General features: G+C 61.3%; 23 protein-coding genes. 15 read left to right on the top strand and 8 right to left on the bottom strand.

The window, feature by feature from the left end:
- The first annotated feature begins 7 nt into the window (after nucleotides 1–7).
- On the top strand, nucleotides 8–904 hold the full coding sequence (locus ACZ9BE_RS20680; RefSeq protein ID WP_073475637.1) for a cation diffusion facilitator family transporter: 897 nt from the start codon (nucleotides 8–10) through the stop codon (nucleotides 902–904).
- Here ACZ9BE_RS20680 and ACZ9BE_RS20685 read toward each other — a convergent pair.
- Complete coding sequence (locus ACZ9BE_RS20685; protein ID WP_095181888.1) at nucleotides 898–1,836, bottom strand: DUF6515 family protein; 939 nt, start codon at nucleotides 1,834–1,836, stop codon at nucleotides 898–900. The two genes, ACZ9BE_RS20680 and ACZ9BE_RS20685, sit on opposite strands and share 7 nt — an antisense overlap.
- A gap of 450 nt (nucleotides 1,837–2,286) precedes the next feature.
- Here ACZ9BE_RS20685 and ACZ9BE_RS20690 point away from each other — a divergent pair, with 450 nt between their 5' ends.
- Nucleotides 2,287–2,766: an Lrp/AsnC family transcriptional regulator gene (locus tag ACZ9BE_RS20690; RefSeq protein WP_007909658.1), complete on the top strand. Its 480-nt coding sequence runs from the start codon at nucleotides 2,287–2,289 to the stop codon at nucleotides 2,764–2,766.
- A 936-nt stretch (nucleotides 2,767–3,702) separates the two neighbouring features.
- Nucleotides 3,703–3,912: a DUF2788 domain-containing protein gene (locus tag ACZ9BE_RS20695; RefSeq protein WP_016773053.1), complete on the top strand. Its 210-nt coding sequence runs from the start codon at nucleotides 3,703–3,705 to the stop codon at nucleotides 3,910–3,912.
- On the opposite strand, the gene ACZ9BE_RS20700 is transcribed toward ACZ9BE_RS20695, so the two are convergent.
- From ACZ9BE_RS20700 to ACZ9BE_RS20715, 4 genes are all read right to left on the bottom strand, one after another.
- Nucleotides 3,907–4,542, bottom strand: coding sequence for a pseudouridine synthase (locus ACZ9BE_RS20700; protein ID WP_476249873.1), 636 nt, complete (start codon nucleotides 4,540–4,542; stop codon nucleotides 3,907–3,909). The two genes, ACZ9BE_RS20695 and ACZ9BE_RS20700, sit on opposite strands and share 6 nt — an antisense overlap.
- 72 nt (nucleotides 4,543–4,614) lie before the next feature.
- Nucleotides 4,615–6,114: an AMP nucleosidase gene (gene amn, locus ACZ9BE_RS20705; protein ID WP_167351308.1), complete on the bottom strand. Its 1,500-nt coding sequence runs from the start codon at nucleotides 6,112–6,114 to the stop codon at nucleotides 4,615–4,617.
- Between the two features lie 192 nt (nucleotides 6,115–6,306).
- A complete protein-coding gene (locus tag ACZ9BE_RS20710) occupies nucleotides 6,307–7,956 on the bottom strand; it encodes an acyl-CoA dehydrogenase family protein (protein ID WP_310220061.1) in 1,650 nt (549 codons plus the stop codon).
- Between the two features lie 95 nt (nucleotides 7,957–8,051).
- Complete coding sequence (locus tag ACZ9BE_RS20715) at nucleotides 8,052–10,403, bottom strand: 7TM diverse intracellular signaling domain-containing protein (RefSeq protein WP_476249874.1); 2,352 nt, start codon at nucleotides 10,401–10,403, stop codon at nucleotides 8,052–8,054.
- 475 nt (nucleotides 10,404–10,878) lie between these two features.
- Between ACZ9BE_RS20715 and ACZ9BE_RS20720 the strand changes: the two genes are divergently transcribed.
- From ACZ9BE_RS20720 to ACZ9BE_RS20735, 4 genes are all read left to right on the top strand, one after another.
- A complete protein-coding gene (locus ACZ9BE_RS20720) occupies nucleotides 10,879–11,676 on the top strand; it encodes a hydroxymethylpyrimidine/phosphomethylpyrimidine kinase (RefSeq protein WP_007909650.1) in 798 nt (265 codons plus the stop codon).
- An 18-nt stretch (nucleotides 11,677–11,694) separates the two neighbouring features.
- A complete protein-coding gene (gene thiE, locus ACZ9BE_RS20725; protein WP_041477735.1) occupies nucleotides 11,695–12,318 on the top strand; it encodes a thiamine phosphate synthase in 624 nt (207 codons plus the stop codon).
- Between the two features lie 15 nt (nucleotides 12,319–12,333).
- A complete protein-coding gene (hemL, locus tag ACZ9BE_RS20730) occupies nucleotides 12,334–13,617 on the top strand; it encodes a glutamate-1-semialdehyde 2,1-aminomutase (RefSeq protein WP_258603764.1) in 1,284 nt (427 codons plus the stop codon).
- Nucleotides 13,618–13,841: 224 nt separating this feature from the next.
- A complete protein-coding gene (locus ACZ9BE_RS20735; RefSeq protein WP_476249875.1) occupies nucleotides 13,842–14,396 on the top strand; it encodes a tetratricopeptide repeat protein in 555 nt (184 codons plus the stop codon).
- Between the two features lie 191 nt (nucleotides 14,397–14,587).
- Here ACZ9BE_RS20735 and ACZ9BE_RS20740 read toward each other — a convergent pair whose 3' ends face one another.
- Entirely contained in the window at nucleotides 14,588–14,917 is a 330-nt protein-coding gene (locus tag ACZ9BE_RS20740; protein WP_016773045.1) for a DUF1820 family protein, read from the bottom strand.
- Between the two features lie 132 nt (nucleotides 14,918–15,049).
- On the opposite strand from ACZ9BE_RS20740, the gene miaB reads away from it, so the two are divergent.
- From miaB to lnt, 5 genes are all read left to right on the top strand, one after another.
- Complete coding sequence (gene miaB, locus ACZ9BE_RS20745) at nucleotides 15,050–16,378, top strand: tRNA (N6-isopentenyl adenosine(37)-C2)-methylthiotransferase MiaB (RefSeq protein ID WP_041477732.1); 1,329 nt, start codon at nucleotides 15,050–15,052, stop codon at nucleotides 16,376–16,378.
- A gap of 283 nt (nucleotides 16,379–16,661) precedes the next feature.
- A complete protein-coding gene (locus ACZ9BE_RS20750) occupies nucleotides 16,662–17,654 on the top strand; it encodes a PhoH family protein (protein WP_016773043.1) in 993 nt (330 codons plus the stop codon).
- The gene (gene ybeY / locus ACZ9BE_RS20755) at nucleotides 17,647–18,141 is read left to right on the top strand and encodes an rRNA maturation RNase YbeY (RefSeq protein WP_016773042.1); all 495 of its coding nucleotides are present in this window, start codon (nucleotides 17,647–17,649) and stop codon (nucleotides 18,139–18,141) included. The genes ACZ9BE_RS20750 and ybeY overlap by 8 nt, the downstream gene beginning before the upstream one ends.
- Before the next feature lie 5 nt (nucleotides 18,142–18,146).
- Nucleotides 18,147–18,986 (top strand): HlyC/CorC family transporter, encoded by an 840-nt coding sequence (locus ACZ9BE_RS20760; RefSeq protein WP_024014438.1) that lies wholly within the window; start codon nucleotides 18,147–18,149, stop codon nucleotides 18,984–18,986.
- 14 nt (nucleotides 18,987–19,000) lie between these two features.
- Nucleotides 19,001–20,524 carry an apolipoprotein N-acyltransferase gene (gene lnt / locus ACZ9BE_RS20765; RefSeq protein ID WP_476249876.1) on the top strand — a complete coding sequence of 508 codons (1,524 nt, stop codon included), beginning with the start codon at nucleotides 19,001–19,003 and terminating at the stop codon, nucleotides 20,522–20,524.
- 116 nt (nucleotides 20,525–20,640) lie between these two features.
- On the opposite strand, the gene ACZ9BE_RS20770 is transcribed toward lnt, so the two are convergent.
- A complete protein-coding gene (locus ACZ9BE_RS20770; protein WP_150742306.1) occupies nucleotides 20,641–21,402 on the bottom strand; it encodes a YdcF family protein in 762 nt (253 codons plus the stop codon).
- 104 nt (nucleotides 21,403–21,506) lie between these two features.
- Nucleotides 21,507–21,830, bottom strand: a complete 324-nt coding sequence (locus ACZ9BE_RS20775) for a hypothetical protein (protein ID WP_024014441.1) — start codon at nucleotides 21,828–21,830, stop codon at nucleotides 21,507–21,509.
- 255 nt (nucleotides 21,831–22,085) lie between these two features.
- Between ACZ9BE_RS20775 and leuS the strand changes: the two genes are divergently transcribed.
- From leuS to holA, 3 genes are all read left to right on the top strand, one after another.
- Nucleotides 22,086–24,692, top strand: a complete 2,607-nt coding sequence (gene leuS / locus ACZ9BE_RS20780) for a leucine--tRNA ligase (RefSeq protein WP_041477728.1) — start codon at nucleotides 22,086–22,088, stop codon at nucleotides 24,690–24,692.
- An 88-nt stretch (nucleotides 24,693–24,780) separates the two neighbouring features.
- Nucleotides 24,781–25,386, top strand: coding sequence for an LPS-assembly lipoprotein LptE (locus tag ACZ9BE_RS20785; protein ID WP_252868342.1), 606 nt, complete (start codon nucleotides 24,781–24,783; stop codon nucleotides 25,384–25,386).
- A gap of 39 nt (nucleotides 25,387–25,425) precedes the next feature.
- A complete protein-coding gene (holA, locus tag ACZ9BE_RS20790; RefSeq protein WP_041477726.1) occupies nucleotides 25,426–26,463 on the top strand; it encodes a DNA polymerase III subunit delta in 1,038 nt (345 codons plus the stop codon).
- Nucleotides 26,464–26,474: the final 11 nt, after the last annotated feature.

Raw genomic sequence — 26,474 nt, forward strand, 5'->3', positions numbered from 1 at the left:
ACGTTCAATGACCTCCAGCCCCGAACACGCCCGCCTGCTGCGGCTGGCGACCCGCGCCTCGGTGGCGGTCGCGTGCACGCTGATCGTCGCCAAGGCGATTGCCTGGTGGCTCAGCGGATCGGTGAGCATGCTCGCCGGCCTCACCGACTCGGCGCTGGATGGCGTCACTTCAATGCTCAATCTGCTGGCAGTGCATTACGCCTTGCGCCCGGCGGATGACGATCACCGTTATGGCCACGGCAAAGCCGAATCGCTGGCGGGCATGGCGCAGGCGTTGTTCATCGGTGGCAGCGCGGTGTTGATCGCGTTTCAGGCCTACCAACGCTTGCAGACGCCGGAACCGCTTGGCGCACCGTGGCTGAGCATCGGTGTGATCGTGTTTTCCCTGCTGCTGACGGCCGCGCTGCTGATGTTGCAGCACCGGGTGATCAAGCAGACCGGCTCCAACGCCGTGCGCGCCGACTCCCTGCATTACCGTTCGGACCTGCTGCTCAACGGCAGCATCCTCATCGCGCTGGTGTTGGCCGGGATGGGTTTTGCGCAACTGGACGCGTGGTTCGGGCTGGGGATCGCCGTGTACATTTTCTGGAGTGCGATCCAGATCGCCCGGGAAAGTTTTTCGGTGTTGATGGACGAGGAGTTGCCGACCGATGTCAGCCAGCACATGCTCGAACTGGCGTGCAGCGTGCCGGGGGTGCTCGGTGCGCATGACTTGCGCACGCGGATCTCGGGCAACCACTGGTTCGTGCAATTGCACCTGGAATTGCCGGGCGAACTGACCCTGTCAGTCGCCCATGGCATCAGCGATCAAGCGGCGGCGGCGATCCACAAGGAATATCCGAAGGCCGAAGTGCTGGTGCACGCCGACCCACAGGAAGTGGTGCTCGCCGCCCGCACTCAATAATTGACTTGGTAACCGCGACTGCTCAGGCAGTTGCCCTGCGCCTGGCGATAAGCCTGAACCACCTCGGGCGCCGGTTGGTAGGTCGCGGTGCGCGGGTCGAAACCGCTTTGCTGCACAGCGTACTGCGAGCACTGGTAACCGTCCTGCTGCACCTGCTGCGGTGACTGGCCGTTGGCCGGGTAGGCTTCGACGTCATAGCCTTGAGATTGCGGTTGCGGCGGTTGCTGCAGCGGCGGCTCGACGACCACGTAATCCTGCGTCGCCTCTTGATAGGCGTAATACGAGCCGGCGGCGAGGAACAGCAGCGAGCCGCCGATCCACACTTCACGGGCGTAATCCGGCAAATACTGGATGCGGATCCCGCGCGGCGGCTGCACGACGATGTAGCGCGGGCCTTGCGGGCGATACCAGTAGCCGCCGGAATAGAAGTAATCCTGACCGCGATACGGCACGCGGTAATCACGATCCGGGAAACGATCGATCACATGGCCCGGACGATATTGCGGGCCAGGCCCCCAGCCATTGCCATGACCGTTCGGCCGTCCCGGCCAGCGGTTGTCATCGGGACGTGGCCGCGTCTGCCATTGCTGATTGTGGTAACCGTTCTGCGGGCGCTCGTCGCGGTAGTAACCCTGACGCGGCTCCTGAGTCTGGTGCACGGCGTCGGGTCGCGGCTGGATCGGCAGGTTGTTGCCCGGCTGGCGAGGCGGTTCTGGACGATCATCGACACGGTTGCGGTTCTGCCATTGACCGTCATTGTTGTGCGGCTGGCCGTTGTGCTCGAACTGATGGCTGTTGTCGCCACGGATGATCCCGTCGTTCTGCGGCCCGTTGCCCGGCCCACGATTCTGCGGCTCATCGGCCAGCGCTTGCGCACTGACACCCACACACAGCAAACCAACACCGGCCAGACGCCAGATGCGCGAATTCATGCTTTTCCTCACTGCGGGAGCCTGTCGTTGGCAGGGCTTGTTGCTGAGACTCGAAACAGCCCCACCGGGTTCTGCAACAGGTTATCAGTCGCGCGACTTATTTATTGAGGCGCCTACATGAAATCGCAGGCAAGAAAAAAGGGAGACCCGTCGGCCTCCCTTCTGGAGAACTTCGTCCTGGCTCGACGCTTTTGACGTCGGCTCACCTCACGCTGTCTTCTGGGCAGTGTGCAGCTCGGGGGCCGGCACATCCCCGGTGGGGGTGGCGGCCGCGGCGGGCCTGATTGGGCGGGCCGCGTGGACTGTGTTACCGAGCAGTGATTCTGGTGTTAAGAATAAGCCTGAGGCTGCGACAGAGGATTGCGAAAATTGCTCAATTAAACACCGCTTGCGCAATTTTTAACCCTGGATAGATAATCTGCCGCAATAGTTACGACCAAGGACAGATTGATGAGCAAACTTGACCGGTATGACCTGAGTATTTTGGCGGAATTGCAGCGCGACGCCCGTATCTCCAACCAGGAACTGGCCGAGCGCATCGGTCTGTCGCCCTCGCCTTGCTCGCGCCGGGTCAAGCAGCTGGAAGACGATGGCTATATCTCGCGCCAGGTTGCGCTGCTCGATCGCAAGATGCTCGGCTTGAGCCTGACGGCGTATGTACTGATCGGCATGGACCGGCACACCCCCGAGCGCTTCGAGAATTTCGAGGCGGCAATCCGCACGTTGCCGCAAGTGCTGGAATGCAGTCTGGTGACCGGAGTGGATGCCGACTACCAGTTGAAAGTGGTGGTGCCGGATATGGATCACTATCAAAAGTTGCTGTTGGGGCATCTGACCCGGATCGAGGGGGTCACCAGCGTGCGGTCGAGTTTTGTGCTGAACCAGGTTTTGAACAGTACTGAATTGCCGCTGACTCATTTGCGTAGCTAAGCAAAAGCCCCTCACCCCAGCCCTCTCCCGGAGGGAGAGGGAGCCGACCGAGAGATGCTCTAGAAGTACGCCGACCTGAAAGTTCTGTTGTGAATCCATAAGCGACTCGATATTTCAGGTCGATGTAAGACGCCAGACACCTCGGTCAGTCCCCTCTCCCGGAGGGAGAAGGAGCCGACCTAGAGATGCTCTAGAAGTACGCCGACCTGAAAGTTCTGTTGTGAATCCATAATCGACTCGATATTTCAGGTCGATGTAAAACGCCAGACACCTCGGTCAGTCCCCTCTCCCGGAGGGAGAGGGAGCCGACCTAGAGATGCTCTAGAAGTACGCCGACCTGAAAGTTCTGTTGTGAATCCATAATCGACTCGATATTCAGGTCGATGTAAGACGCCAGACACCTCGGTCAGTCCCCTCTCCCGGAGGGAGAGGGAGCCGACCTAGCGATGCTCTAGAAGTACGCCGACCTGAAAGTTCTGTTGTGAATCCATAATCGACTCGATATTTCAGGTCGATGTAAGACGCCAGACACCTCGGTCAATCCCCTCTCCCGGAGGGAGAGGGAGCCGACCTAGAGATGCTCTAGAAGTACGCCGACCTGAAAGTTCTGTTGTGAATCCATAAGCGACTCGATATTTCAGGTCGATGTAAGACGCCAGACACCTCGGTCAGTCCCCTCTCCCGGAGGGAGAGGGAGCCGACCTAGAGATGCTCTAGAAGTACGCCGACCTGAAAGTTCTGTTGTGAATCCATAATCGACTCGATATTTCAGGTCGATGTAAGACGCCAGACACCTCGGTCAGTCCCCTCTCCCTCCGGGAGAGGGTTAGGGTGAGGGCAACAATTGCGGATCAGATCCAGATCAATGCCCCGCCATCCGCCCTTGGCGTATACTCGCCGCCGCCCTTTCAGCCCTGTCCGCGCCGGAGATCGCCAATGGATCCAGCACTGTTTGAAGAGTGGATGATGACCGGTCTGGTCAGCATCCTGATCATTTTCATGGGTTTCATCGTCTGGGATCTGGCGAAGAAGTCCAAGGCCGGGCGGTTCGGCTCGTTCATTCTGTTTTTCGTGCTGGGCCTGGGCGTGGCCGCGTTCATCATCAAGAGTGTGGTGATCGGCCTGATCGAATCCGGCGCCTTATAAGCGCGCCGGCACTTCCCGCCACTCGCCCTGATCCAGCCCTTCAAGGGTCCAGTCGCCAATCCTGACTCGCACCAGACGCAACGTCGGCAGCCCGACCGCCGCCGTCATGCGCCGCACCTGACGGTTGCGCCCTTCGCGAATCACCAGTTCCAGCCACGAAGTCGGTATGGTCGCGCGAAAGCGTACCGGCGGATTGCGCGGCCACAACTGCGGCTCAGCCAGTTGCCGCGCTTGGGCGGGCAGGGTCATGCCGTCATTCAGCTCGACGCCATCGCGCAGGCGCTGCAACTGCTCGGCCGTCGGCTCGCCTTCCACCTGCACCCAATAGGTCTTCGCCAGTTTGTGTTTCGGATCGGCGATGCGCGCCTGCAACTGGCCGTCGTTGGTCAGCAGCAACAAACCTTCGCTGTCACGATCCAGACGTCCGGCCGGATAAATCCCCGGCACATCGATGTAATCCTTGAGCGTCGCCCGCCCTTCACCGTCGCTGAACTGCGTCAGCACATCGAAGGGTTTGTTGAACAGGATCAGTTTCGGCTCGGCCGGTGGTGCCTTGGCAACACGGCGCGGGGCAGAAGACTGAGGCTTCACGCCGGGGCGGCGGGAAGGGGGACGCGGGGGACGGGACATAAGAGACAGAACATTTAGCGATCAGGGCTGACAATGCTAGTGCCCCGACCGCCAAATGACCACGACTAACCGTTAACGGAACGGCGGCTCGTCGAAGCTGCGCAGTTTGCGCGAGTGCAGCGAGTTGAGCTCGGTGCGCAGCAGATCCACTGCTTCGATGCCGATTTTCAAATGCTGGCTGACCGCGCGTTCATAGAAGGCGTTGGCCGAGCCCGGCAGTTTGATTTCGCTGTGCAGTGGTTTGTCCGAGACACAGAGCAGCGTGCCGTACGGCACCCGCAAGCGATAACCCTGCGCTGCGATCGTGCCGCTTTCCATGTCCACCGCAACCGCGCGGGACAGGTTGATCAGCGGCCGCTCCTGAGCCCAGCGCAGTTCCCAGTTGCGGTCGTCGTAGGTCAGGACCGTGCCGGTGCGCAGGCGTTTTTTCAGGTCGTCGCCCTTCTCGCCGGTGACATTCGCCGCCGCCTGCTGCAGAGCAAGCTGCACTTCGGCCAGTGCCGGGATGGGAATATTCGGCGGCACCACACGATCAAGAATGCCGTCGCGGCGCATGTAGGCGTGGGCCAGCACGTAATCGCCGATGGTCTGCGACTGACGCAGGCCACCGCAGTGGCCGATCATCAGCCAGCAATGCGGGCGCAGCACGGCCAAGTGATCGGTGATGTTCTTGGCGTTGGACGGGCCGACGCCGATGTTCACCAGCGTGACGCCGTGGCCGTCGTTGGCGATCAGGTGATAGGCCGGCATCTGGTAACGGTGCCAGACCACGCCGGCGGCAATCGCCGAGGCTTCGCCGTGATCCATGCTCTTCTCGATGATCACGTTGCCCGGCAGGACCATGCGCACGAAACGCGGATCGCGGCGCAACTGCTCCAGACCATGAACGATGAACTGATCGACGTAGCGATGGTAGTTGGTCAGCAGAATCCACGGCTGCACATGGCGCCAGTCGCTGCCGGTGTAATGCACCAGACGGCGCAGCGAGAAATCCACGCGCGCCGCATCAAACAGCGCCAGCGGCAGCGGATCGGTGTTTTCCCAGTCGTAGAGGCCGTCGGCAATGCCATCGGTCGCGGCGGACAGATCGGTACTCGGGAACACCCGCGCCAGCACCGCCGCGGTGACACCGGAACCGGCCAGTTCATCGCCCTGCTCGACCACATACGGATACGGAATGTTCTGCTGGCTGACGCCGACTTCGACGGTCACGGTGAAGTCGTGCATCAACGGCGTCAGTTGTTCGAGCAGGTATTTGCGAAACGCCGCCGGGTGAGTGACGGTGACGCTGTAAGTACCGGGCAACTGCACCTTGGCGTAAGCGCGGGTGGTCTGCGGCACTTCGCCCTGGCAGTGGTAGGTCAGACGCAGTTCGGGATAACGAAACAGGGCACGCTGTTCGGCGTCGGGTTCGACGCGGTCCTTGAGGTAACGCTTGAGGGCAGAATTCAGCGCAGTGGTGGCCCGCTCATGCAGCTCGGCCAGACGATCCACGGCTTGTTCGGCGGTTTGAACGACAATAAACGCTTCGGTCACGATCAGCTTCCTGTGTTCTGACTTGCAGAGCTTCATCTTGCCTGCATCGTGGACGCACGGGAACAGTGGCGTTGTGGGTGTACCGAAATCTTTCAGGTAACCCGAATCATTGTGGGAGCTGGCTTGCCAGCGATGAGGCCGTCACATTCAACATCGATGTTGACTGACAGACCGCCATCGCTGGCAAGCCAGCTCCCACAGGGTTTTGTGGTGTCGGGAAAATTGCGGTCAGAAAAGCTGTGGAGTCGAGCGCGCGACGATGGCTTCGACGTCCAGCCCACGCGGCAACGCGCCGTAGACGCGACCTCCACCGCTCAGACGGCTGGCAATGAAGGCATCACTGACCACCGAGTTGCCCGCCTCGAGCAACAGCTTGGCCTGCAAACCGAGCGCAATGTCCTCGGTCAACTGCCGCGCCCGATACTGAATATCACTGGTGTCCTTGAATTGCGCCTGCAACTGCTGGATATGCGCAGCCAGACGCTTGTCGCCATGGCCGTCGCCCAGTTCGCTGAACAGCACATCGAGCACGCCCGGTTCTTTTGACAATGCGCGCAGCACGTCGAGACATTGCACATTCCCCGACCCTTCCCACGTCGAATTCACCGGCGCTTCGCGGTACAGGCGCGGCAGGATGCTGTCCTCGACGTATCCAGCACCGCCCATGCATTCGGCGGCTTCGTTGATCATTCCTGGCGCACGTTTGCATATCCAGTATTTGCCCACCGCCGTCACCAGCCGCGCGAATTGCGCTTCGTGGCGATCATCCAGATGATCGAGCGCCTTGCCCATGCGCAGACTCAGGGCCAGCGCCGCTTCGCTCTCCAGGGCCAGATCGGCGAGTACGTTTTGCATCAGCGGTTGCTCGCTGAGCAATTTGCCGCCGACCTTGCGGTGCGCGCAGTGATGGCTGGCCTGGGTCAGTGCCTGGCGCATCAGCGAGCTGGAGCCGACCATGCAATCGAAGCGGGTCATCGCCACCATTTCGATAATGGTCGGTACGCCGCGCCCTTCTTCGCCGATCATCCACGCCAGCGCCCCACGAAACTCCACTTCGCTGGAGGCGTTGGACTGGTTGCCGAGTTTGTTTTTCAGACGCTGGATGTAGAACTGATTGCGCGTGTCGTCCGGGCGATGGCGCGGCAGCAGGAAGCAACTCAAGCCCTTGTCGGTTTGCGCCAATGTCAGGAAGGCGTCGCACATCGGCGCCGAGCAGAACCACTTGTGCCCGACCAGTTCATAAGCCTGACCCGGGCCGCTGGCGCCGACCGGATAAGCCTTGGTGGTGTTGGCGCGAACATCGGTGCCGCCCTGCTTCTCGGTCATCGCCATGCCGATGGTCACGCCGGCCTTGTGCGCCATGCCGACGTTGCGCGGGTCGTAGTCGGTGGCGAGGACTTTCGGCAGCCACTGTTCGGCCAGGTCCGGCTGCAAGCGCAGGGCCGGCACGCTGGCGAAAGTCATGGTCAACGGGCAACCACTGCCGGCCTCGGCCTGGCTGTGCAGATAGGTCATCGACGCGCGGGCGACATGTGCGCCGTCCTGCGGGTGCGCCCACGGCAGCGAGGTCAGGCCATGCTCGATCGCCGTGCGCATCAGCTCGTGGTAGGCAGGGTGAAATTCGACCAGATCGATGCGGTGACCGTAGCGATCATGGCTGGCAAACACCGGTTTGTTCTGGTTGGCGAGAAACCCCGCTTCCATCAAAGGCCCACCCGCGAGTGCGCCATAGGCATCGATGCGCGACTCGGCCCAATCGGCGCCAAAACGCCGCGACCACTCTTGCAGCGGCAGGTCGATGCGGTACAGGTTGGTGCCATCCAGCGACGGCGGCTGATTGGTGACTTCGTGGGTTTCGGCGAACTGATGCAGGTTCATGACGGCGCTCCGTGTTCAGCAATGGCACCAGTTAAGCACTGGTGCTTTTTTGAACAAAGTGTCATAGACGCCGTTTTTGCGGCGCTTTTACCCCATCAGCAACTGAGCACGCGGCGCTGTAATGCAGCCTGCAGATCCTCGAATTTGACCGGTTTGTGCAGATAGTCGATAGGCGCGCCCGGGGCGCATTGCTCGCGATCCGCACCCAGCGCCAGCATGAATACCGGCAAGTGCGCACAGCCCGGCAATGCATGGATCTGGCAGCACAGCGATGCGCCTTCGTGGCGGGGCAACTGGCAATCGATCAGCACCGCATCGAAGCTTTCCCGTTGCAGGCAGTCCAGCGCGGCGGCGCCGTTGTCAGCGCTGCGCACGCGGAAACCGAGCTTGAGCAACATGCCACGCATGACCAGTTGATTGACGCTGTTGTCGTCCACCAGCAGCACCGTGCAGTCCTGCGGCGCACGAATGCAATCGCGGGTCGGCTGATCCGCAGGCGCTTCGATCACCGGCAGTTCGAATTCGACATCGAGCTGGAAGCGGCTGCCGCGTCCCGGCTCGGAACGATGGGTGAGTTTGCCGCCGAGCAATTCGACCAGCTGCCGACAGATCGCCAGCCCCACCCCCAGGCCGCCGTATTCGCGAGTCATCGAACCATCGAGCTGGAAGAAACGCTGATACAGGGTCGCCTCGCCCAGATCAGTGAAACCGATACCGGTGTCGATCACCGCAAACGACAGCGCCATGCGCTCATCCGCCGACGGCCGCCCGGTAACGCGCAGTGCCAGCCCGCCGACGCGGGTGAACTTGATCGCATTGTCCAGCAGGCATTCCAGGCACTGCGCCAGTTTCGCGCTGTCGCCGAGCAAGCGATCCGGCAGGGTCGGCAGCACCTCGACCTTGAAGTCCAGCGACTTGCTCGCTGCATTACCTTCGAACTGCACGCGCAACGCCTCGACCACTGCGCGCAGGCTGAAACTGCCCGGCGTCGCCTTGAGTTTGCCGGCCTGCAATTCGGTGAGCGTGAGGATGCCATTGACCATGCGCATCATGTCGCGAGCAGAACCGGCGGCGGTTTGTTGATATTGCTCAAGCTCGGGATCGAGGTCGACGGTCTGCATCAGCTCCAGCGAACCGATCACGCCGTTCATCGGCGTGCGCAGTTCGTGGGTCAACGTCGCGAGGAATTCATCCTTGAGCTTGTTGCTGTGGGCCAGTTGCTGGTTGAGCACTTCGAGTTTCTGCCCGGCGTCGAACAAAGTCTGCGCCTGTTGTTCGCGCATCGCGTTGATGCGGTCGGCCAGCGCCAGCGACAGCAGCGCCACCTCGATGGCCGAGCCGATCTGGCTGGCGTACATGGTCAGGAACACGTTGGGCAGCAGGCCCAGCACCATCAGCGTATTGACGATGCCGCCGAGCAGGAATGCCGACCAGGCGATGATGAAGTAACGCGCCACACGCAGGCCGCGCCACCAGGCAAGAATCCCGGCGGCAAAGATCACCACGGTGAAGGTCAGCGCCAGTGTGGTCGCCAGGCGCAGGGCCAGGGCATAACTGGTCATCAGCGACAGGCCGATCACCAGCGCACTGAAGGCAATCAGGCCGATCAGCAAGCGATCCAGCCAGGGGCTGTGGGTCTTGGTCTGCAGGAAACTGCGGGCGAACTGGCTGCCGAACAGCCCGGCGCAACCGATGAAGAACGGCGTCGCGGCGTTGGCCCACCATGGGTTGTCCGGCCAGAAATACTCGACCGCCGCACCATTCACCGACAATTGATAGAGGCCGAACGAGCCGATATAGAAGATGTAATAGAGGTAACTGGTGTCGCGCACGCTCAGGTAGATGAACAGGTTGTAGACCAGCATCCCCAGCAGCACGCCATAAATGATGCCAAGTACGTACAGGCGCACCGGCTGGTCTTCGAGGTATGCGCTGCTCGACCACAACGTCACCGGCGCCTGGATCGAGCCTTCGCTGGCCAGGCGCAGGTACAGCGTCTGCTGTTGATCCGGTTTGAAGGGAAGGTCGAACAGGTAGTTGTTCTGGCGGATCTCGCGACTGGCGAAAGGCAAGGCATCGCCGGTCTGGCGCACCAGTCGGTATTCGCCGCTGGTGTCAGGCAAGTACAGGTCGAGGTGATCAAGCGGCGGATACGCCAGTTCCAGCAGCCACGTGCGCTGGGCGGCCGGGTTGCTCGGGCGGTAATGCAGGTCGATCTTCAGCCAGAACGCCGAACGCGAGTAACCGGCGTTGAGCGTGGCTTTGTCGTGGGCTTTGAACTGGCCGGCGGCGTCTTGCGCGCGGACGTCGGCAATCGTCGCCTGACCGCTCGGGTCTTCGAACACTTGCAGCGATCGGCCCAGTGGCAGGCTTTGGGTGAATTCGTCGAATTCGACAGCGCTCGCCATGAGGGGCAAGCAGAACAGCAACATCAGCAAATAGCGCATTGAAGCCCCAGCGTGGCTCGTCCGGTTGTGTCAGGAAGCCCCCCATTCCCTTTGAGTAGACGTAAAACCGGTATTACCTGTGATTGTTTGGATCCAGCCTAGCATAGCCGTTGATGGCCATTGAGCACCATGGAAATTTTTCCTACAACGGCTCTAGAACGGGCGTTCCAGGGCAAAGCACCGAGATAGAGCTGTTGGGTTGGTCAACTCGCGACGACAGCCTCCTTGATAGATGACCAATTGTGGCGAGGGGATTTATCCCCGTTCGGCTGCGAAGCAGTCGCAAGTCCATCCAGCGAGGTGTGTCAGAAAGAACCGGATTGCAGGGTTTGGGGCCGCTTCGCAGCCCAACGGGGATAAATCCCCTCGCCACAAATGTGCTCCAAATAAAGACTGCGGGGTTGTCCGACAATCTGCTCGCAAACACCGTGAGTACTGAACCCCAAAATCAGCTTTGGTGGTAAGCTCGCGCACCATGAATATCTACAGCTCCCGCCCCGTTGTCCTCTGTCTCTCCGGCCACGACCCCAGTGGTGGCGCCGGCTTGCAGGCAGATATCGAAGCCTTGCTCGCGCAGGGTTGCCATGCGGCTCCGGCCGTCACCGCCCTGACCGTGCAAGATACCGTCAACGTCACTGACTTCCGCGTCCTCGACCGTGAGTGGGTACTGGCCCAGGCCAACGCCGTGCTCAACGATTCCGAAGTCGCCGCAGTGAAACTGGGCATGCTCGGTTCGCTGGAGATGGTCGACACGGTCGTCGAACTGCTCTCGGCGCACCCGCATCTGCCGGTGGTCTGCGACCCGGTGCTGCGTGCCGGCGGCGGCGGACGCCTGGGCAAGGACGAGGTCGGCTATGCGATGCGCGAGCGTCTGCTGCCGCTGTCGATCATTGCTACCCCCAATCTTCCTGAAGCGCGCATCCTCGCCGAACTGCCCGAAGGCACGGCCGACGAGTGCGCAGAAAAACTCCTGCCATTCGTCAAAAACCTGCTGATCACCGGCGGCCATGGCGACGAAACTGAAATCCACAACCGCGTGTACAGCCGCGACGGCCTGCGCGAAACCTTTATCTGCCAGCGCCTGCCGGGCAGCTATCACGGCTCCGGTTGTACGCTGGCCAGCGCCCTCGCCGGTCGCCTGGCTCAGGGCGAACACCTGGCCAGTGCCGTGCGCAGTGCGCTGGATTACACCTGGCGCACTTTGCGCGATGCCGAACAACTGGGCAAAGGCCAGTTCGTGCCGCGTCGCCTGCCGCTGGATTTCTGCTCGTAACGTCGTGAGGTCTGCCCGATGAAACTACGTGGCCTGTATGCCATTACCGACAGCCAGTTGCTGGCCGGCAAGTTTCTGTCTTACGTGGAGGCGGCGCTCGACGGCGGCGTCACCCTGCTGCAATACCGCGACAAGAGCAGCGACGAGGCCCGCCGTCTGCGCGAGGCCGAAACGCTGCGCAACTTGTGCGAGCGCTACAAGACGCAGTTGATCATCAACGACGACGCCGAATTGGCCGCGCGCCTCAATGTTGGCGTGCACTTGGGCCAGACCGACGGCCCGCTGTCGCCGACCCGCGCGCTGCTCGGCTCGAAAGCGATCATCGGTTCGACTTGTCACGGGCAAATCGCCCTGGCCGAACAAGCCGCTAAAGAAGGTGCGAGTTATGTCGCCTTCGGCCGCTTCTTCAATTCCACCACCAAACCCGGTGCACCAAGCTGCAGCCTCGACTTGCTCGACGAAGCCAAGCGCACGCTGCACTTGCCGGTCTGCGCGATCGGCGGCATCACCCTCGATAACGCCGCGCCACTGGTCGAGCACGGTGTCGATCTGCTCGCCGTGATCCACGGTTTGTTCGGCGCCGAGAGCAGCGCCGAAGTGACCCGCCGCGCCCGCGCCTTCAACGAACTTCTGAAAATCTGATTTGAGAGCCCGATCATGTCTCGTTCCGAAACCCTGTTTGCCAATGCTCAGAAACACATCCCTGGCGGCGTTAACTCGCCGGTGCGCGCGTTCAAGAGCGTTGGCGGCACCCCGCTGTTCTTCAAACACGCCGAAGGCGCTTACGTCACCGACGAAGATGACAAGCGTTATGTCGATTACGTGGGTTCGTGGGGGCCGATGATCCTTGGCCACAGCCATCCGGACGTGCTCGACGCGGTGCGCAATCAGCTGCAACACGGCCTGTCCTACGGCGCACCGACGTCGATGGAAACCGAGATGGCCGATCTGGTCTGCTCGCTGGTGCCGTCGATGGAGATGGTGCGCATGGTCAGCTCCGGCACCGAAGCGACCATGAGCGCGATCCGACTGGCCCGTGGTTACACCGGTCGCGACAGCATCATCAAGTTCGAAGGCTGCTACCACGGCCACTCCGACAGCCTGCTGGTCAAGGCCGGTTCCGGCGCTCTGACCCAGGGCGTACCGAGCTCGGCCGGCGTGCCTGCAGCGTTCGCCAAACACACCCTGACCCTGCCGTTCAACGACATCGACGCGGTTGAAGCGATGCTCGCCGAAGTGGGCGAAGAGGTGGCGTGCATCATCGTCGAGCCGGTCGCCGGCAACATGAACTGCGTGCCGCCAGCGCCGGGCTTCCTCGAAGGCCTGCGTTCGCTGTGCGACAAGCACGGCGTGGTGTTGATTTTTGACGAAGTGATGACCGGTTTCCGCGTCGCCCTCGGCGGTGCCCAGGCGCACTACGGCGTGACGCCGGACCTGACCACGTTCGGCAAGATCATCGGCGGCGGCATGCCGGTGGGCTGCTTCGGCGGCAAGCGCGAGATCATGCAGCGCATCGCCCCGCTCGGTCCGGTGTATCAGGCAGGTACGTTGTCGGGTAATCCGCTGGCGATGGCTGCCGGCCTGACGACCTTGCGTCTGATCAGCCGCCCGGGTTTCCACGCCGAATTGACCGACTACACCGCGCGCATGCTCGACGGTCTGCAGCAGCGTGCCGATGCTGCGGGCATCCCGTTCGTGACCACTCAGGCCGGCGGCATGTTCGGTCTGTACTTCAGCGGCGCCGACGACATCGTCACCTTCGACGACGTGATGGCCAGCGACGCAGCAATGTTCGGTCGCTTCTTCCACCTGATGCTGGAAGGTGGCGTGTACCTGGCGCCGAGCGCTTTCGAAGCCGGTTTCACCTCGATCGCCCATGGCGAAGCCGAGTTGCAACTGACACTGGACGCCGCCGAGCGCGCCTTCGCCGCATTGAAATAATCGCCGTACCGCTGACGTTGGCTATGGCCAGCGTCAGCTTTCGCCTACATCCGCTCGGTTTTTCCGGCGTGCCTGCGAAAATCCTGCCCGAATCGGGCGATATATTCCCCACGCAGCAGAAAAACGAGTAAAGACTTTGTAAGGTTGGCCCTGCTTATTTCATAATGCGCGCTTATTGGATCCCTCGACGGGTCCGCGTGCCCTTCAGAGGTAAGTCGATTCCCATGAACCGCACCGGCCGCACCCTTGCATTGGGCTGCCTGTTGCTCCTTCAGCCCCTGCTCGCGCATGCACAAGCAGGCGGCAACTCGTTGTTGATCCCGGCGATGGGTCGTTGCACCCTCAATACTCAGCCGCAAGATGTCACGCAGGCACTGGCCGCCTGCCAGAAAGCGGCGGACGAAGGGGACGCGCAAGCGCAATACGAGTTGGGTGAGTTCTACTACGACGGCAAGAACGCGCCGCGCGACCTCGATCAAGCCCTGAGCTATTTCGAAAAGGCCTCGTTGCAAGGCCACGCCCAGGCGCAATACAAGCTCGGCAGCATGTTCTTCCACGGTGAAGGTGTGCAGGCCAACAATATCCAGGCCTACATCGTGCTGAAGATGGCAGCGGTCAACGGTGCCGAAGAGGCGCTGGACACGGCCGACGAAGTCTCGGAAAAGATGTCCCGCGAAGATCTCGAAACCGCCACTCAGGTGCTCGGGCAGATTTTCCGCAAATACCTCATGGAACTGCAGAACGCCGATGGGCGTACGCCATTCTCCCCACTTCCATAAGCGCTGTGGAGATGGCCTGTGGCGAGGGGATTTATCCCCGTTGGGCTGCGAAGCGGCCCCAAAACCTGCAACCCGATTCTGTCTGACACACCTTGCTGAATGGAGCTGCGACTGCTTCGCAGCCCAACGGGGCGGTGCGACGTTTCGCTAAACCCCCTCACCACAAACTCATCCCAATCCAGAATCCGCTGTTACTTCTCAGGCATCGGCATCGGAAACGGCATGACATTGCCGACCGCGCCCCGGGCCTCGCTGATTTTCGGCGTGCCCAGACGTTCCACTTCATCGATGCGCACGATCGAATGCATCGGCACAAAGCTGCGCACCACGCCTTCGAATTGCGCCTTGAGCTTTTCTTCGCTCGGATCGACGACCATTTGCGTACGCTCGCCAAAGACGAATTCTTCAACTTCCAGGAAACCCCACAGATCACTTTGATAGATCTGCTTGGCGTACATTTCGAACACCTGGCCCTGGTTGAGGAAAATCACCTTGTAGATTGGAGCTTCGCGTTTGGTCATGGCGGGCGGATAACATCGGGGTAAAAATGAGGGCGCGAACTATAGCATAGCCACCGGACGCACAGCGGTAGGAACCTGACGGCTTGTTCCCTATAATGCGCGGTTCTTTGAATCACGTGACGACCCGAATCCATGGCCAAGAAGCTTTACATCGAAACCCACGGTTGCCAGATGAACGAGTACGACAGCTCGCGCATGGTCGATCTGCTGGGCGAACATCAGGCCCTGGAAGTCACCGCTCGCGCGGAAGACGCCGACGTGATTCTGCTCAACACCTGCTCGATCCGCGAACGCGCGCAGGATCGCGTGTATTCGCAGCTCGGCCGCTGGCGCGAGCTCAAGCTGGCCAACCCGGACATGGTCATCGCCGTCGGCGGTTGCGTGGCCAGCCAGGAAGGCGCGGCGATCCGCGATCGCGCTCCGTACGTCGACGTGGTGTTCGGCCCGCAGACCCTGCACCGTCTGCCGGAAATGATCGACGCCGCGCGCAGCAGCAAGCTGCCGCAAGTCGACGTCTCCTTCCCGGAAATCGAAAAATTCGACCACCTGCCCGAGCCGCGCATCGACGGCCCGAGCGCTTATGTGTCAGTGATGGAAGGTTGCAGCAAGTACTGCACGTTCTGCGTGGTGCCGTATACCCGTGGTGAAGAAGTCAGCCGGCCGTTCGACGACGTGATCGCGGAAATCATTCACCTTGCCGAACACGGCGTGCGTGAAGTGACCTTGCTCGGGCAGAACGTCAACGGCTATCGCGGCCAGACACACGACGGTCGCCTGGCCGATCTGGCCGAACTGATCCGCGTGGTCGCCGCTGTCGATGGCATCGACCGCATCCGCTACACCACGTCGCACCCGCTGGAGTTCTCCGACAGCCTGATCCAGGCCCACGCCGAAGTGCCGGAACTGGTCAAGCACTTGCACTTGCCGGTGCAGTCGGGCTCCGACCGGATTCTCGCGGCGATGAAGCGCAACCACACGGCGCTGGAGTACAAATCCAAGCTGCGCAAATTGCGCGCTGCCGTGCCGGGGATCTGCATCAGTTCGGACTTCATCGTCGGCTTCCCCGGTGAAACCGAGAAAGACTTCGAGCAGACCATGAAGCTGATTGCCGATGTCGGCTTCGATTTCTCCTACTCGTTCGTCTACAGCCAGCGCCCGGGCACGCCCGCTGCCGATCTGGCCGATGACACACCGGAAGAATTGAAGAAAGAACGTCTGAACGCGCTGCAACATCGTTTGAATCAACAGGGCTTCGAAATCAGCCGACAAATGGTCGGCTCTATCCAGCGCATTCTGGTGACCGATTATTCGAAGAAAGACCCAGGCGAGCTGCAGGGCCGCACCGAGAATAACCGTATCGTCAACTTCCGCTGCGACAATCCCACCCTGATCGGCCAGTTCGCCGATGTGCACATCGACGCCGCGCAACCGCACTCGCTGCGTGGTTCGCTGGTTCAATAACACCATCGCATTGTGGATGGGGCTTCTGTGGTGAGGGGATTTATCCCCGATGGTTGGCGCAGCCGACCCAAAACCTGCACTCCGGGTGATCTGATACACCTCTGATAATGGTTTCAGGACCGCTTCGCGTCCCATCGGGGATAAATCCCCTCACCACAAATGACCCCGCCAGCCACAGAGAATGGGTTCGAAAGCAGCGTCGATATTTAAGAGCTTTCGCACCCAGGCCACTGGCGTTATCCTTGATTTCATCCTCATTGCCCCAGGGCGGCTAAATACGACCTTGAACGCACCCATCGAACCACATCGTTTTCTCCTCGAGCCTTTTGAGGCTCGCCGCTTCGCCAATCTGTGCGGGCAATTCGACGAGCATTTGCGCTTGATCGAACAGCGCCTGGCCATCGAGATCCGCAATCGCGGAAACCAGTTCGAGTTGATTGGCGATCCAAAACTCACCACGTCCGCGGAAAACCTGCTGCGCCGCCTGTACCGGGAAACCAAGGGTACCGAGCTGTCGCCAGACCTGGTGCACCTGTTCATTCAGGAATCAGCAGATATCGACAACCCGGCCCCTGCCGAAGCGACAGTCGCCCTGCGCACCAAGAAAGGCATGATTCGCCCGCGCGGCTTGAATCAGCAGCGCTACGTGAAGGAAATCCTCGGCAACGACATCAATTTCGGCATCGGCCCGGCCGGTACCGGCAAGACCTATCTGGCCGTGGCCTGCGCGGTGGATGCGCTGGAGCGCGAGCAGATCCGCCGCATCCTGCTGGTGCGTCCGGCAGTCGAAGCGGGAGAAAAGCTCGGCTTCCTGCCCGGCGATCTGTCGCAGAAGATCGACCCGTACCTGCGCCCGCTCTACGACGCGCTGTACGAAATGCTCGGTTTCGAATACGTCGCCAAGCTGATCGAGAAACAGGTGATCGAAGTCGCGCCGCTGGCCTACATGCGCGGTCGTACGCTGAACAACAGCTTCATCATTCTCGACGAAAGCCAGAACACCACCGTCGAGCAGATGAAGATGTTCCTCACGCGCATCGGCTTCGGCTCCACCGCCGTGATCACCGGTGACATCACCCAGGTCGACCTGCCGCGCGGCACCAAGTCCGGGCTGCACCATGTGATCGAAGTGCTCAAAGACGTGCCGGGCATCAGCTTCACCCACTTCCAGCCCAAGGACGTCGTGCGCCACCCGTTGGTGCAGCGGATTGTCGAGGCCTACGAGCGCTTCGAAACCCGTGCCGAAGCCGCGAAGGAAGCCTCGCGCGATGCTTGAGCTGGATCTGCAAATCGCCACTGAGGCCAGCGCGCCGAGTGAAGCCGAGTTCCGCCAGTGGTGCGAACTGGCCCTGCGCCAGCGCAGCGCTGATTCGGAAATGACCATTCGTCTGGTCGACGAGGAAGAAGGCCGCGAGCTCAATCACACCTGGCGCCACAAGGACTACGCGACCAACGTGTTGTCGTTCCCGGCGGAAGTGCCTGACGAGTTTCTCGATATCCCGCTGCTCGGCGATCTGGTCATCTGCGTGGCCGTGGTCGAACGCGAAGCCGCCGAGCAGGGCAAGGAACTAAAGGCGCACTGGGCACATCTGGTCATTCACGGCTGCTTGCATCTGTTGGGTTACGACCATATAGATGACGACGAAGCCGAGGAAATGGAAGCACTGGAACGCGAGTTGCTTGCTGAACTGGGCTATCCCGATCCGTACGCGGACGACGAAACCGAACACTCCCCCATCGTTACAACAAAGGATTCAGAGTAATCGCTATGAGCGAAGATCGATCGAGCAACGGGCAGAAGTCATGGCTGGGTAAACTGACCCAGGCTTTTGCCCACGAGCCGAAGAACCGTCAGGAGCTCCTCGAGCTGCTGCGTGATGCACATCAGAACAAACTGCTGGACAGCGAAGCGCTGGCCATCGTCGAAGGCGCCATCCAGGTGGCTGACCTGCAAGTGCGCGACATCATGGTGCCGCGCTCGCAGATGGTCAGCATCAAGGCGACCCAGACACCCCGCGAATTCCTCCCCGCCGTGGTCGACTCGGCCCACTCGCGCTATCCGGTCATCGGCGAAAGCCATGACGACGTGATGGGCGTGCTGCTGGCCAAGGATCTGCTGCCGCTGATCCTCAAGGAGAACGGCGACAGCTTCAACATCAAGGACCTGCTGCGCCCGGCCACCTTCGTGCCGGAGTCCAAGCGTCTGAACGTGTTGCTGCGTGAGTTTCGCGCCAACCACAACCACATGGCCATCGTCATCGACGAATACGGCGGTGTGGCCGGTCTGGTGACCATCGAAGACGTGCTTGAGCAGATCGTCGGCGACATCGAGGACGAGCACGACGTCGAAGAAGACAGCTACATCAAGCCGCTGCCCAGCGGTGATTTCCTGATCAAGGCGCTGACGCCGATCGAGAACTTCAATGAGTTCTTCGACAGCGAGTTCTCCGACGACGAATTCGACACCGTCGGCGGCCTGGTGATGAGCGCGTTCGGGCACTTGCCAAAACGCAACGAAACCACTGAAATCGGCGCTTATCGTTTCCGCATCCTGAACGCCGACAGCCGTCGGATTCACTTGCTGCGACTGACGCCGATCGCTCGTTAATTCTAAGGACTGAAATGCGCTGGACAACCCGCCCCGGCTGGCCCGGTAACCTGCTGGCCGTGGCGGCCGGTGCAATCACCACATTCGCTCTCGCACCGTTCGACATCTGGCCGCTGGCATTGCTGGCGGTTGGTCTGTTCTATGCCGGTTTGCGTGAGCTGAGCCCGCGTCAGGCGCTCGGCCGTGGCTGGTGCTTCGGCTTCGGCCTGTTCGGTGCCGGCACCAGTTGGATCTATTACAGCATCCACCACTTTGGTGGCGCTTCGGTGTTGCTCGCCGGGTTCCTGATGCTGCTGTTCACCGCGGCGATTGCCTGGTTCTTCGCCCTGCCCGCGTGGCTGTGGGCGCGCTGGTTGCGGCGTAACGAAGCACCGCTGGCGGATGCCTTGGCGTTTGCGGCGTTGTGGGTCGGCCAGGAAGCCTTTCGCGGCTGGTTCCTCACCGGTTTCCCATGGCTTTATTCCGGTTACAGCCAGCTCGACGGCCCGCTGGCCGGGCTGGCGCCGGTGGGCGGGATGTGGCTGGTCTCGTTTGTTCTGGCACTGACCGCAGCGCTGATCTACAACGCGCCGCGCTTGTTGCAGGCTCGTCGCAAGGTTTTCATCGCGGCCGGTGTGGTACTTCTGGCGGGGCCTTGGGTAGCAGGCATCGCCCTCAAAGGCCACGCGTGGACCAGCCCGTCCGGCGCACCGCTGACCGTGGCCGCAATTCAGGGCAACGTCGCGCAGAGCATGAAATGGGACCCGGCCGAGCTCAACGCGCAACTGGCGCTGTACCGTGATCTGAGCTTCCGCTCCAAACCGGTCGATCTGCTGATCTGGCCGGAAACCGCCGTGCCGGTGTTGAAGGAGTCCGCCGAGGGCTACCTGACGATGATGGGCAACTTCGCCGCCGAGCGTAAATCAGCGTTGATCACCGGTGTGCCGATCCGCCAGACCGTGCATCACGAACGGCGCTTCTTCAACGGCATCACCGTGGTCGGCGAAGGCGACGGCACTTACCTGAAGCAGAAACTGGTGCCGTTCGGCGAGTACGTGCCGTTGCAGGACGTGTTGCGCGGCTTGATCGCGTTCTTCGACCTGCCGATGTCGGACTTCGCCCGCGGCCCGTCGGATCAAGCGCTCTTGCAAGCCAAGGGTTACCAGATTGCACCGTTCATCTGCTACGAGGTGGTCTATCCGGAATTCGCCGCCGGGCTGTCGGCACGCAGCGACCTGCTGCTGACGATCAGCAACGACACCTGGTTCGGCACGTCGATCGGCCCGCTGCAGCATTTACAGATGGCGCAGATGCGCGCGCTGGAGGCCGGACGCTGGATGATCCGCGCGACCAACAATGGCGTCACCGGCCTGATCAACCCGTTTGGGCAGATCACCGAACAGATTCCGCAGTTCGAACAAGGCGTGCTGTACGGCGAAGTGGTACCGATGCACGATCTGACGCCGTATCTGCAATGGCGCTCGTGGCCGTTGATCGCGTTGTGCCTGCTGCTGTTTGGCTGGGCGCTGATGGCCAGCCGGATGTCGAAGACCCTCTGAGAAATGTGACAAGGGGATCTATCCCCGCTGGAGTGCGCAGCAGTCCCCTCTTCTGAAGGTAAGAGAAGGGCCGCTACGCGCCCCATCGGGGATAAATCCCCTCGCCACAATGATCTTCAGCGGTAAAACAACGAATACCCCACCTGCCCCACCGCTTCATTGAGCAATTGCCCGCTCTGCCAGATCGACTTGAATTCCGGCAACCAGCCGCCAAACGGGCGAGCGTTATCCGTACCGAGGAAACCCACCGGCGCCGGCACCACCTCGAAACCCGCCTGCTCAAAGCTCCACACTGCACGCGGCATGTGCCACGCCTGCGTCACCACGACGACCCGCTTGATCCCCTGCGGCAAGAGGATATCTGCCGTCATCTTCGCGTTCTCCCATGTGGTACGACTCTCGCCTTCCTGCCAGCGCACCGTTACGGCGAAATCATCACGCAACGAATCTGCCATCAACTTCGCTTCGGTCGGCGGCGTGCCGTAGTGCAGGCCGCCGCTGGTCAGAATCGGCAGGCCCGAGGCCTTGGCCAGGCGCGCCGCGTAACGCTGCCGCTCCAGTCCGATGCCGGTCGGCTGGTCTTCGCCCCAGGCGATGTCACCGCGCTCGCGTCCCGAGCCCAGCACCACAATCGCATCGGCACGTTGCGCCAGGGTCGTCCACTCTGACCGCGCCAGCGGCGGCTCACGCTCCAGCGCCTTGGCGCTCCACTGCACGACCACCGGCAGGCTCATCAGCAGCAGGCCACCAAAACCGACGGCAAAACACACGCCAGCCAGGCGTGGCCGCGAGCGGCGCAGCCACCAGGCGACCAGCAACAGCAGCAAAAGAATGCCGGGCGGCAATAAAAGTTGTTTGATGAAATAGCGAAAGGGCATCGGGCATCTCCAAAGATGCCCGAAGCCTAAGAGTGTTGATTACGAGTTACAACCAGTAGGCCGGATCCGGTTGCAAAAGATCCGTTTCATGACCTGCCATGCGCTTACTTGGCCTGTACAGAGCGCACCTTGCCGGTGTCTCTGCGCGGCGCCTTGTCCTTGAGCCAGATGACCTTGGCCGAATGTGCTGCATCGAGCTGCTTCACTGCTTGAGACAGGCATCCCTGCGTTTCACGTTCACTGCGATCCAGATAGGCCTTGACCAGTTTGAACTCGGCGGGGCTCAAGCCACGCAATTCCAGTTCCAGGGGGCGCTCGTCGCGCAGCCGGTCAGCGGTTTTCACGGCGTCCAGCGCCATGCCCAGACGATCGATCAACCTTTCGTACAACTCGGGTTTCGTTACGTTCTTTTTCCGTTGCTCCACCATCCCTCACCTCATTGAAGATAAGACTCACTCCCCAATTAGAGCTTAGCTTCGCTGCACGAACCGGCTACACGCCGCGACCAACGGCCCTCGTCGTCCAAAAGGTCGGGCAAACAGCTGTAATCAGGGTTTCCCTCGGCCAAGCGCGGTCATGTATGCTACGGCGCTTCCTGTCATTCCACTTCCAGCGCACCCGGGCCATCCCGGATGCCGCCGTCGAAGAGGATTAGGCCACCCCTATCCAGTACAAAAGTAGCCATGCACGAACAATATCAGCCACGTGAGATCGAAGCCGCCGCCCAGTCGTTCTGGGATGAGCAAAAGTCCTTTGAAGTCAGTGAACAGCCAGGCAAGGAAACCTACTACTGCCTGTCGATGTTCCCTTACCCCAGCGGCAAGCTGCACATGGGCCACGTGCGCAACTACACCATTGGCGACGTGATCTCGCGCTACCAGCGCATGCAGGGCAAGAATGTTCTGCAGCCAATGGGTTGGGATGCGTTCGGCATGCCGGCGGAAAACGCCGCAATGAAAAACAACGTAGCGCCCGCCAAGTGGACCTACGAGAACATCGCCTACATGAAGTCGCAGCTGCGCAGCCTCGGCCTCGCGGTGGACTGGTCCCGTGAAGTGACCACCTGCAAGCCGGACTACTACCGCTGGGAACAATGGCTGTTCACGCGCCTGTTCGAAAAAGGCGTGATCTACCGCAAGAACGGCACGGTGAACTGGGACCCGGTCGACCAGACCGTTCTGGCCAACGAGCAAGTCATCGACGGCCGTGGCTGGCGCTCCGGCGCGCTGATCGAAAAGCGCGAAATCCCGATGTACTACTTCAAAATCACCGCTTACGCCGACGAGCTGCTGGAAAGCCTCGACGAACTGACTGGCTGGCCGGAACAGGTCAAGACCATGCAGCGCAACTGGATCGGCAAGTCCCGTGGCATGGAAGTGCAGTTCCCGTACAACGTCGATTCGATCGGCGAAGCCGGCACCCTGAAAGTCTTCACCACCCGTCCGGATACCCTGATGGGCGCGACCTACGTCGCCGTCGCTGCCGAGCACCCGCTGGCCACCCTGGCCGCGCAGAACAATCCCGAGCTGCAAGCGTTCATCGCTGAATGCAAGGGCGGCAGCGTTGCCGAAGCAGACGTCGCCACCCAGGAAAAGAAAGGCCTGCCGACCGGCCTGTTCGTCGAGCACCCGCTGACCGGCGAAAAGCTCCCGGTGTGGGTCGCCAACTACGTGCTGATGCACTACGGCGACGGCGCAGTCATGGCCGTTCCGGCGCACGACGAGCGTGATTTCGAATTCGCTCACAAATACAACCTGCCGGTGAAATCGGTGGTGCGCACCAGCTCCGGTGACACCAACCCGGCGCCGTGGCAGGACGCCTATGGCGAGCACGGCACGCTGATCAACTCCGGCGAGTTCGACGGCCTCGACTTCGCCGGCGCGTTCGACGCCATGGAAGTGGCCCTGATCAAGAAACAACTGGGCGCCTCGCGCACCCAGTTCCGCCTGCGCGACTGGGGCATCAGCCGCCAGCGCTACTGGGGCTGCCCGATCCCGATCATCCACTGCGCGGCGTGCGGTGACGTGCCGGTGCCGGAAGATCAACTGCCTGTCGTTCTGCCGGAAGACGTGGTGCCGGACGGCGCCGGTTCGCCGCTGGCGCGCATGCCCGAGTTCTACGAATGCAGCTGCCCGAAATGCGGCGCGCCGGCCAAGCGTGAAACCGACACGATGGACACCTTCGTCGAGTCGTCGTGGTACTACGCCCGTTACGCCTCGCCGCATTTTGAAGGTGGCCTGGTAGAAAAATCCGCAGCCGATCACTGGCTGCCGGTGGATCAGTACATCGGTGGTATCGAACACGCCATTCTCCACCTGCTTTACGCGCGCTTCTTCCACAAGCTGATGCGTGACGAAGGTCTGGTCAGCTCCAATGAGCCGTTCAAGAACCTGCTGACCCAAGGCATGGTGATCGCCGAGACTTACTATCGTCGCGAAGCCAATGGCGCTTACACCTGGTTCAACCCGGCAGACGTGGAACTGGAGCGTGACAGCAAAGCCAAGGTGATTAGCGCCAAGCTGAAATCCGACGGCCTGCCGGTGGAAATCGGCGGTACCGAGAAGATGGCCAAGTCGAAGAACAACGGCGTCGACCCGCAGTCGATGATCGACCAGTTCGGCGCCGACACCTGCCGTCTGTTCATGATGTTCGCCTCGCCGCCTGACATGAGCGCGGAATGGTCCGATTCCGGCGTTGAAGGTTCGCACCGCTTCCTCAAGCGCGTCTGGCGTCTGGCGCAAGCTCACGTCACCCAGGGTTTGCCGGGCAAACTGGATATCGCCGCGCTGAGCGACGAGCAGAAAACCGTGCGTCGTGCGATTCACCTGGCGATCAAGCAGGCCAGCCATGACGTCGGCCAGAACCACAAATTCAACACCGCCATCGCCCAGGTAATGACGCTGATGAACGTGCTGGAAAAAGCCGCCCAAGGCACCGAACAGGACCGCGCGCTGCTGCACGAAGGTCTGGAAGCGGTGACCCTGCTGCTGGCGCCGATCACCCCGCACATCAGCCATGAACTGTGGAAGCAGTTGGGTCACGCCGATGCGGTGATCGATGCAGGCTGGCCGGCCGTGGACGAAAGTGCCTTGGTGCAGGACAACCTGACCCTGGTCATTCAGGTCAACGGCAAGCTGCGCGGGCAGATCGAAATGCCGGCCAGTGCCACTCGCGAAGAGATCGAAGCCGCCGCGCGCATCAACGAGAACGTGCTGCGTTTCGTCGATGGCCTGACCATTCGCAAAGTGATCGTGGTGCCGGGCAAACTGGTCAACATCGTCGCCAGCTAAATTGGATCGGGTGCCGGGCTCGCCTGGCACCCAGTAAAACCTTTCGGGCCGCAGAGTCGGCTCACCTGGTTTCAAGGGGAGCAACACAATGATCAAACGCAATCTGCTGGTGATGGGCCTCGCCGTTCTGCTGAGCGCCTGCGGTTTCCAGTTGCGTGGTACCGGCACCAACGAACTGTCGATCAAGGAAATCGACCTGAGCGCGCGTAACGCTTATGGCGAAACCGTAAGACAGCTGCGTCAGACGCTGGAGTCCAGCGGCGTCAAGGTTTACAGCGGCGCGCCGTACAAGCTGTATCTGGCTGACGAGCAGGAAAGCCAGCGCATCCTCAGCTATGCCGGTGCCGGGCGCACAGGCGAGTATCAGGTCAACACTGTGCTGAGCTATGACATCCGCGGCGAGAAAGACCTGTCGCTGATCAGCGACAAGCTCGAAGTGCAGAAGGTGTTCATTCACGACGGCAACAACCTCGTCGGCTCCGATCAGGAAGCCAACGACGCCCGTCATGAAATCCGTCGCGAGCTGGTGCAACGCATGATGCTGCGCCTGTCGCAGCTGACCCCGGGCCAGTTGCAGCAACTGCAGCAAACCGCCAACGACCGCGCCAAGGCTGAAGCCGATGCGCTGGAAGCGGCGCAGAAGGCTGAGGCGGAAACTCCGCGTCAGTCGCCGCTCGAAATCCCGCAGCAGTAAGACGGCCGGGGCGCTCAGGCGCCCCGCTCGCCCTTCCTTATGAAGCTCGCTCCCGCGCAACTCGGCAAACACCTGCAAGGCGCACTTGCGCCGGTCTACATCATCAGCGGCGATGATCCGTTGCTGTGTCAGGAAGCCGCCGACGCCATCCGCACCGCTGCTCGCCAGCAAGGTTTCGACGAACGTCAGGTCTTCGCCGCCGACGCCAATTTCGATTGGGGTACGTTGCTGCAGGCCGGCGCAAGCATGTCGCTGTTCGCCGAAAAACGCCTGTTGGAACTGCGCCTGCCGTCCGGTAAGCCTGGCGATAAAGGCGCCGCCGCGCTGATCGAATACTGCTCGCGTCCTGCGGAAGACACGGTTCTGCTGATCAGCTTGCCGAAGCTCGATGGCAGCGCGCAGAAAACCAAGTGGGGCAAGGCGCTGGTCGAAGGCCAACAGACCCAGTTTGTGCAGATCTGGCCGGTGGATGCCAATCAACTGCCGAGCTGGATTCGTCAGCGCCTGTCCCAGGCAGGTCTGTCGGCCAGTCAGGACGCCGTCGAATTGATTGCCGCGCGTGTCGAAGGCAACCTGCTCGCCGCCGCACAGGAAATCGAAAAGCTCAAGTTGATGGCCGAAGGTGGGCAGATCACCGTCGAAACCGTGCAGGCCGCCGTGGCCGACAGTGCCCGGTTTGACGTGTTCGGCCTGACCGACGCGGTGCTCAACGGCGAACCGGCGCACGCGTTGCGCATGCTTGAGGGCCTGCGCGGCGAAGGCGTCGAGCCGCCAGTGATTCTCTGGGCATTGGCGCGGGAGTTGCGCCTGCTGGCCAACATCTCCCTGCAATACAGCCAGGGCACGCCACTGGACAAATGCTTCAGCCAGTCGAAACCGCCGGTCTGGGACAAGCGCAAGCCGCTGATGAGCAAGGCGCTGCAACGTTACTCGGCGCAACGCTGGGCACAGTTGCTGCTCGAAGCGCAGCGCATCGATGCGCAGATCAAGGGCCAGGCGGCGGGTTCACCGTGGATGAGCCTGAGTCGGTTGGCGCTGTTGATGGCTGGCCAGCGACTGTCTTTGCCTGCCGAGTAAGGCATTCAATC

The organism is Pseudomonas sp. TE9122 (assembly GCF_056278925.1).

What these genes read in the sequence shown, in the direction of transcription:
- ACZ9BE_RS20680 (WP_073475637.1), top strand. Translation starts at nt 8, where the DNA reads ATGACCTCCAGCCCCGAACACGCCCGCCTGCTGCGGCTGGCGACCCGC.
- ACZ9BE_RS20685 (WP_095181888.1), bottom strand. Translation starts at nt 1,836, where the DNA reads ATGAATTCGCGCATCTGGCGTCTGGCCGGTGTTGGTTTGCTGTGTGTG.
- ACZ9BE_RS20690 (WP_007909658.1), top strand. Translation starts at nt 2,287, where the DNA reads ATGAGCAAACTTGACCGGTATGACCTGAGTATTTTGGCGGAATTGCAG.
- ACZ9BE_RS20695 (WP_016773053.1), top strand. Translation starts at nt 3,703, where the DNA reads ATGGATCCAGCACTGTTTGAAGAGTGGATGATGACCGGTCTGGTCAGC.
- ACZ9BE_RS20700 (WP_476249873.1), bottom strand. Translation starts at nt 4,542, where the DNA reads ATGTCCCGTCCCCCGCGTCCCCCTTCCCGCCGCCCCGGCGTGAAGCCT.
- amn (WP_167351308.1), bottom strand. Translation starts at nt 6,114, where the DNA reads ATGAAGCTCTGCAAGTCAGAACACAGGAAGCTGATCGTGACCGAAGCG.
- ACZ9BE_RS20710 (WP_310220061.1), bottom strand. Translation starts at nt 7,956, where the DNA reads ATGAACCTGCATCAGTTCGCCGAAACCCACGAAGTCACCAATCAGCCG.
- ACZ9BE_RS20715 (WP_476249874.1), bottom strand. Translation starts at nt 10,403, where the DNA reads ATGCGCTATTTGCTGATGTTGCTGTTCTGCTTGCCCCTCATGGCGAGC.
- ACZ9BE_RS20720 (WP_007909650.1), top strand. Translation starts at nt 10,879, where the DNA reads ATGAATATCTACAGCTCCCGCCCCGTTGTCCTCTGTCTCTCCGGCCAC.
- thiE (WP_041477735.1), top strand. Translation starts at nt 11,695, where the DNA reads ATGAAACTACGTGGCCTGTATGCCATTACCGACAGCCAGTTGCTGGCC.
- hemL (WP_258603764.1), top strand. Translation starts at nt 12,334, where the DNA reads ATGTCTCGTTCCGAAACCCTGTTTGCCAATGCTCAGAAACACATCCCT.
- ACZ9BE_RS20735 (WP_476249875.1), top strand. Translation starts at nt 13,842, where the DNA reads ATGAACCGCACCGGCCGCACCCTTGCATTGGGCTGCCTGTTGCTCCTT.
- ACZ9BE_RS20740 (WP_016773045.1), bottom strand. Translation starts at nt 14,917, where the DNA reads ATGACCAAACGCGAAGCTCCAATCTACAAGGTGATTTTCCTCAACCAG.
- miaB (WP_041477732.1), top strand. Translation starts at nt 15,050, where the DNA reads ATGGCCAAGAAGCTTTACATCGAAACCCACGGTTGCCAGATGAACGAG.
- ybeY (WP_016773042.1), top strand. Translation starts at nt 17,647, where the DNA reads ATGCTTGAGCTGGATCTGCAAATCGCCACTGAGGCCAGCGCGCCGAGT.
- ACZ9BE_RS20760 (WP_024014438.1), top strand. Translation starts at nt 18,147, where the DNA reads ATGAGCGAAGATCGATCGAGCAACGGGCAGAAGTCATGGCTGGGTAAA.
- lnt (WP_476249876.1), top strand. Translation starts at nt 19,001, where the DNA reads ATGCGCTGGACAACCCGCCCCGGCTGGCCCGGTAACCTGCTGGCCGTG.
- ACZ9BE_RS20770 (WP_150742306.1), bottom strand. Translation starts at nt 21,402, where the DNA reads ATGCCCTTTCGCTATTTCATCAAACAACTTTTATTGCCGCCCGGCATT.
- ACZ9BE_RS20775 (WP_024014441.1), bottom strand. Translation starts at nt 21,830, where the DNA reads ATGGTGGAGCAACGGAAAAAGAACGTAACGAAACCCGAGTTGTACGAA.
- leuS (WP_041477728.1), top strand. Translation starts at nt 22,086, where the DNA reads ATGCACGAACAATATCAGCCACGTGAGATCGAAGCCGCCGCCCAGTCG.
- ACZ9BE_RS20785 (WP_252868342.1), top strand. Translation starts at nt 24,781, where the DNA reads ATGATCAAACGCAATCTGCTGGTGATGGGCCTCGCCGTTCTGCTGAGC.
- holA (WP_041477726.1), top strand. Translation starts at nt 25,426, where the DNA reads ATGAAGCTCGCTCCCGCGCAACTCGGCAAACACCTGCAAGGCGCACTT.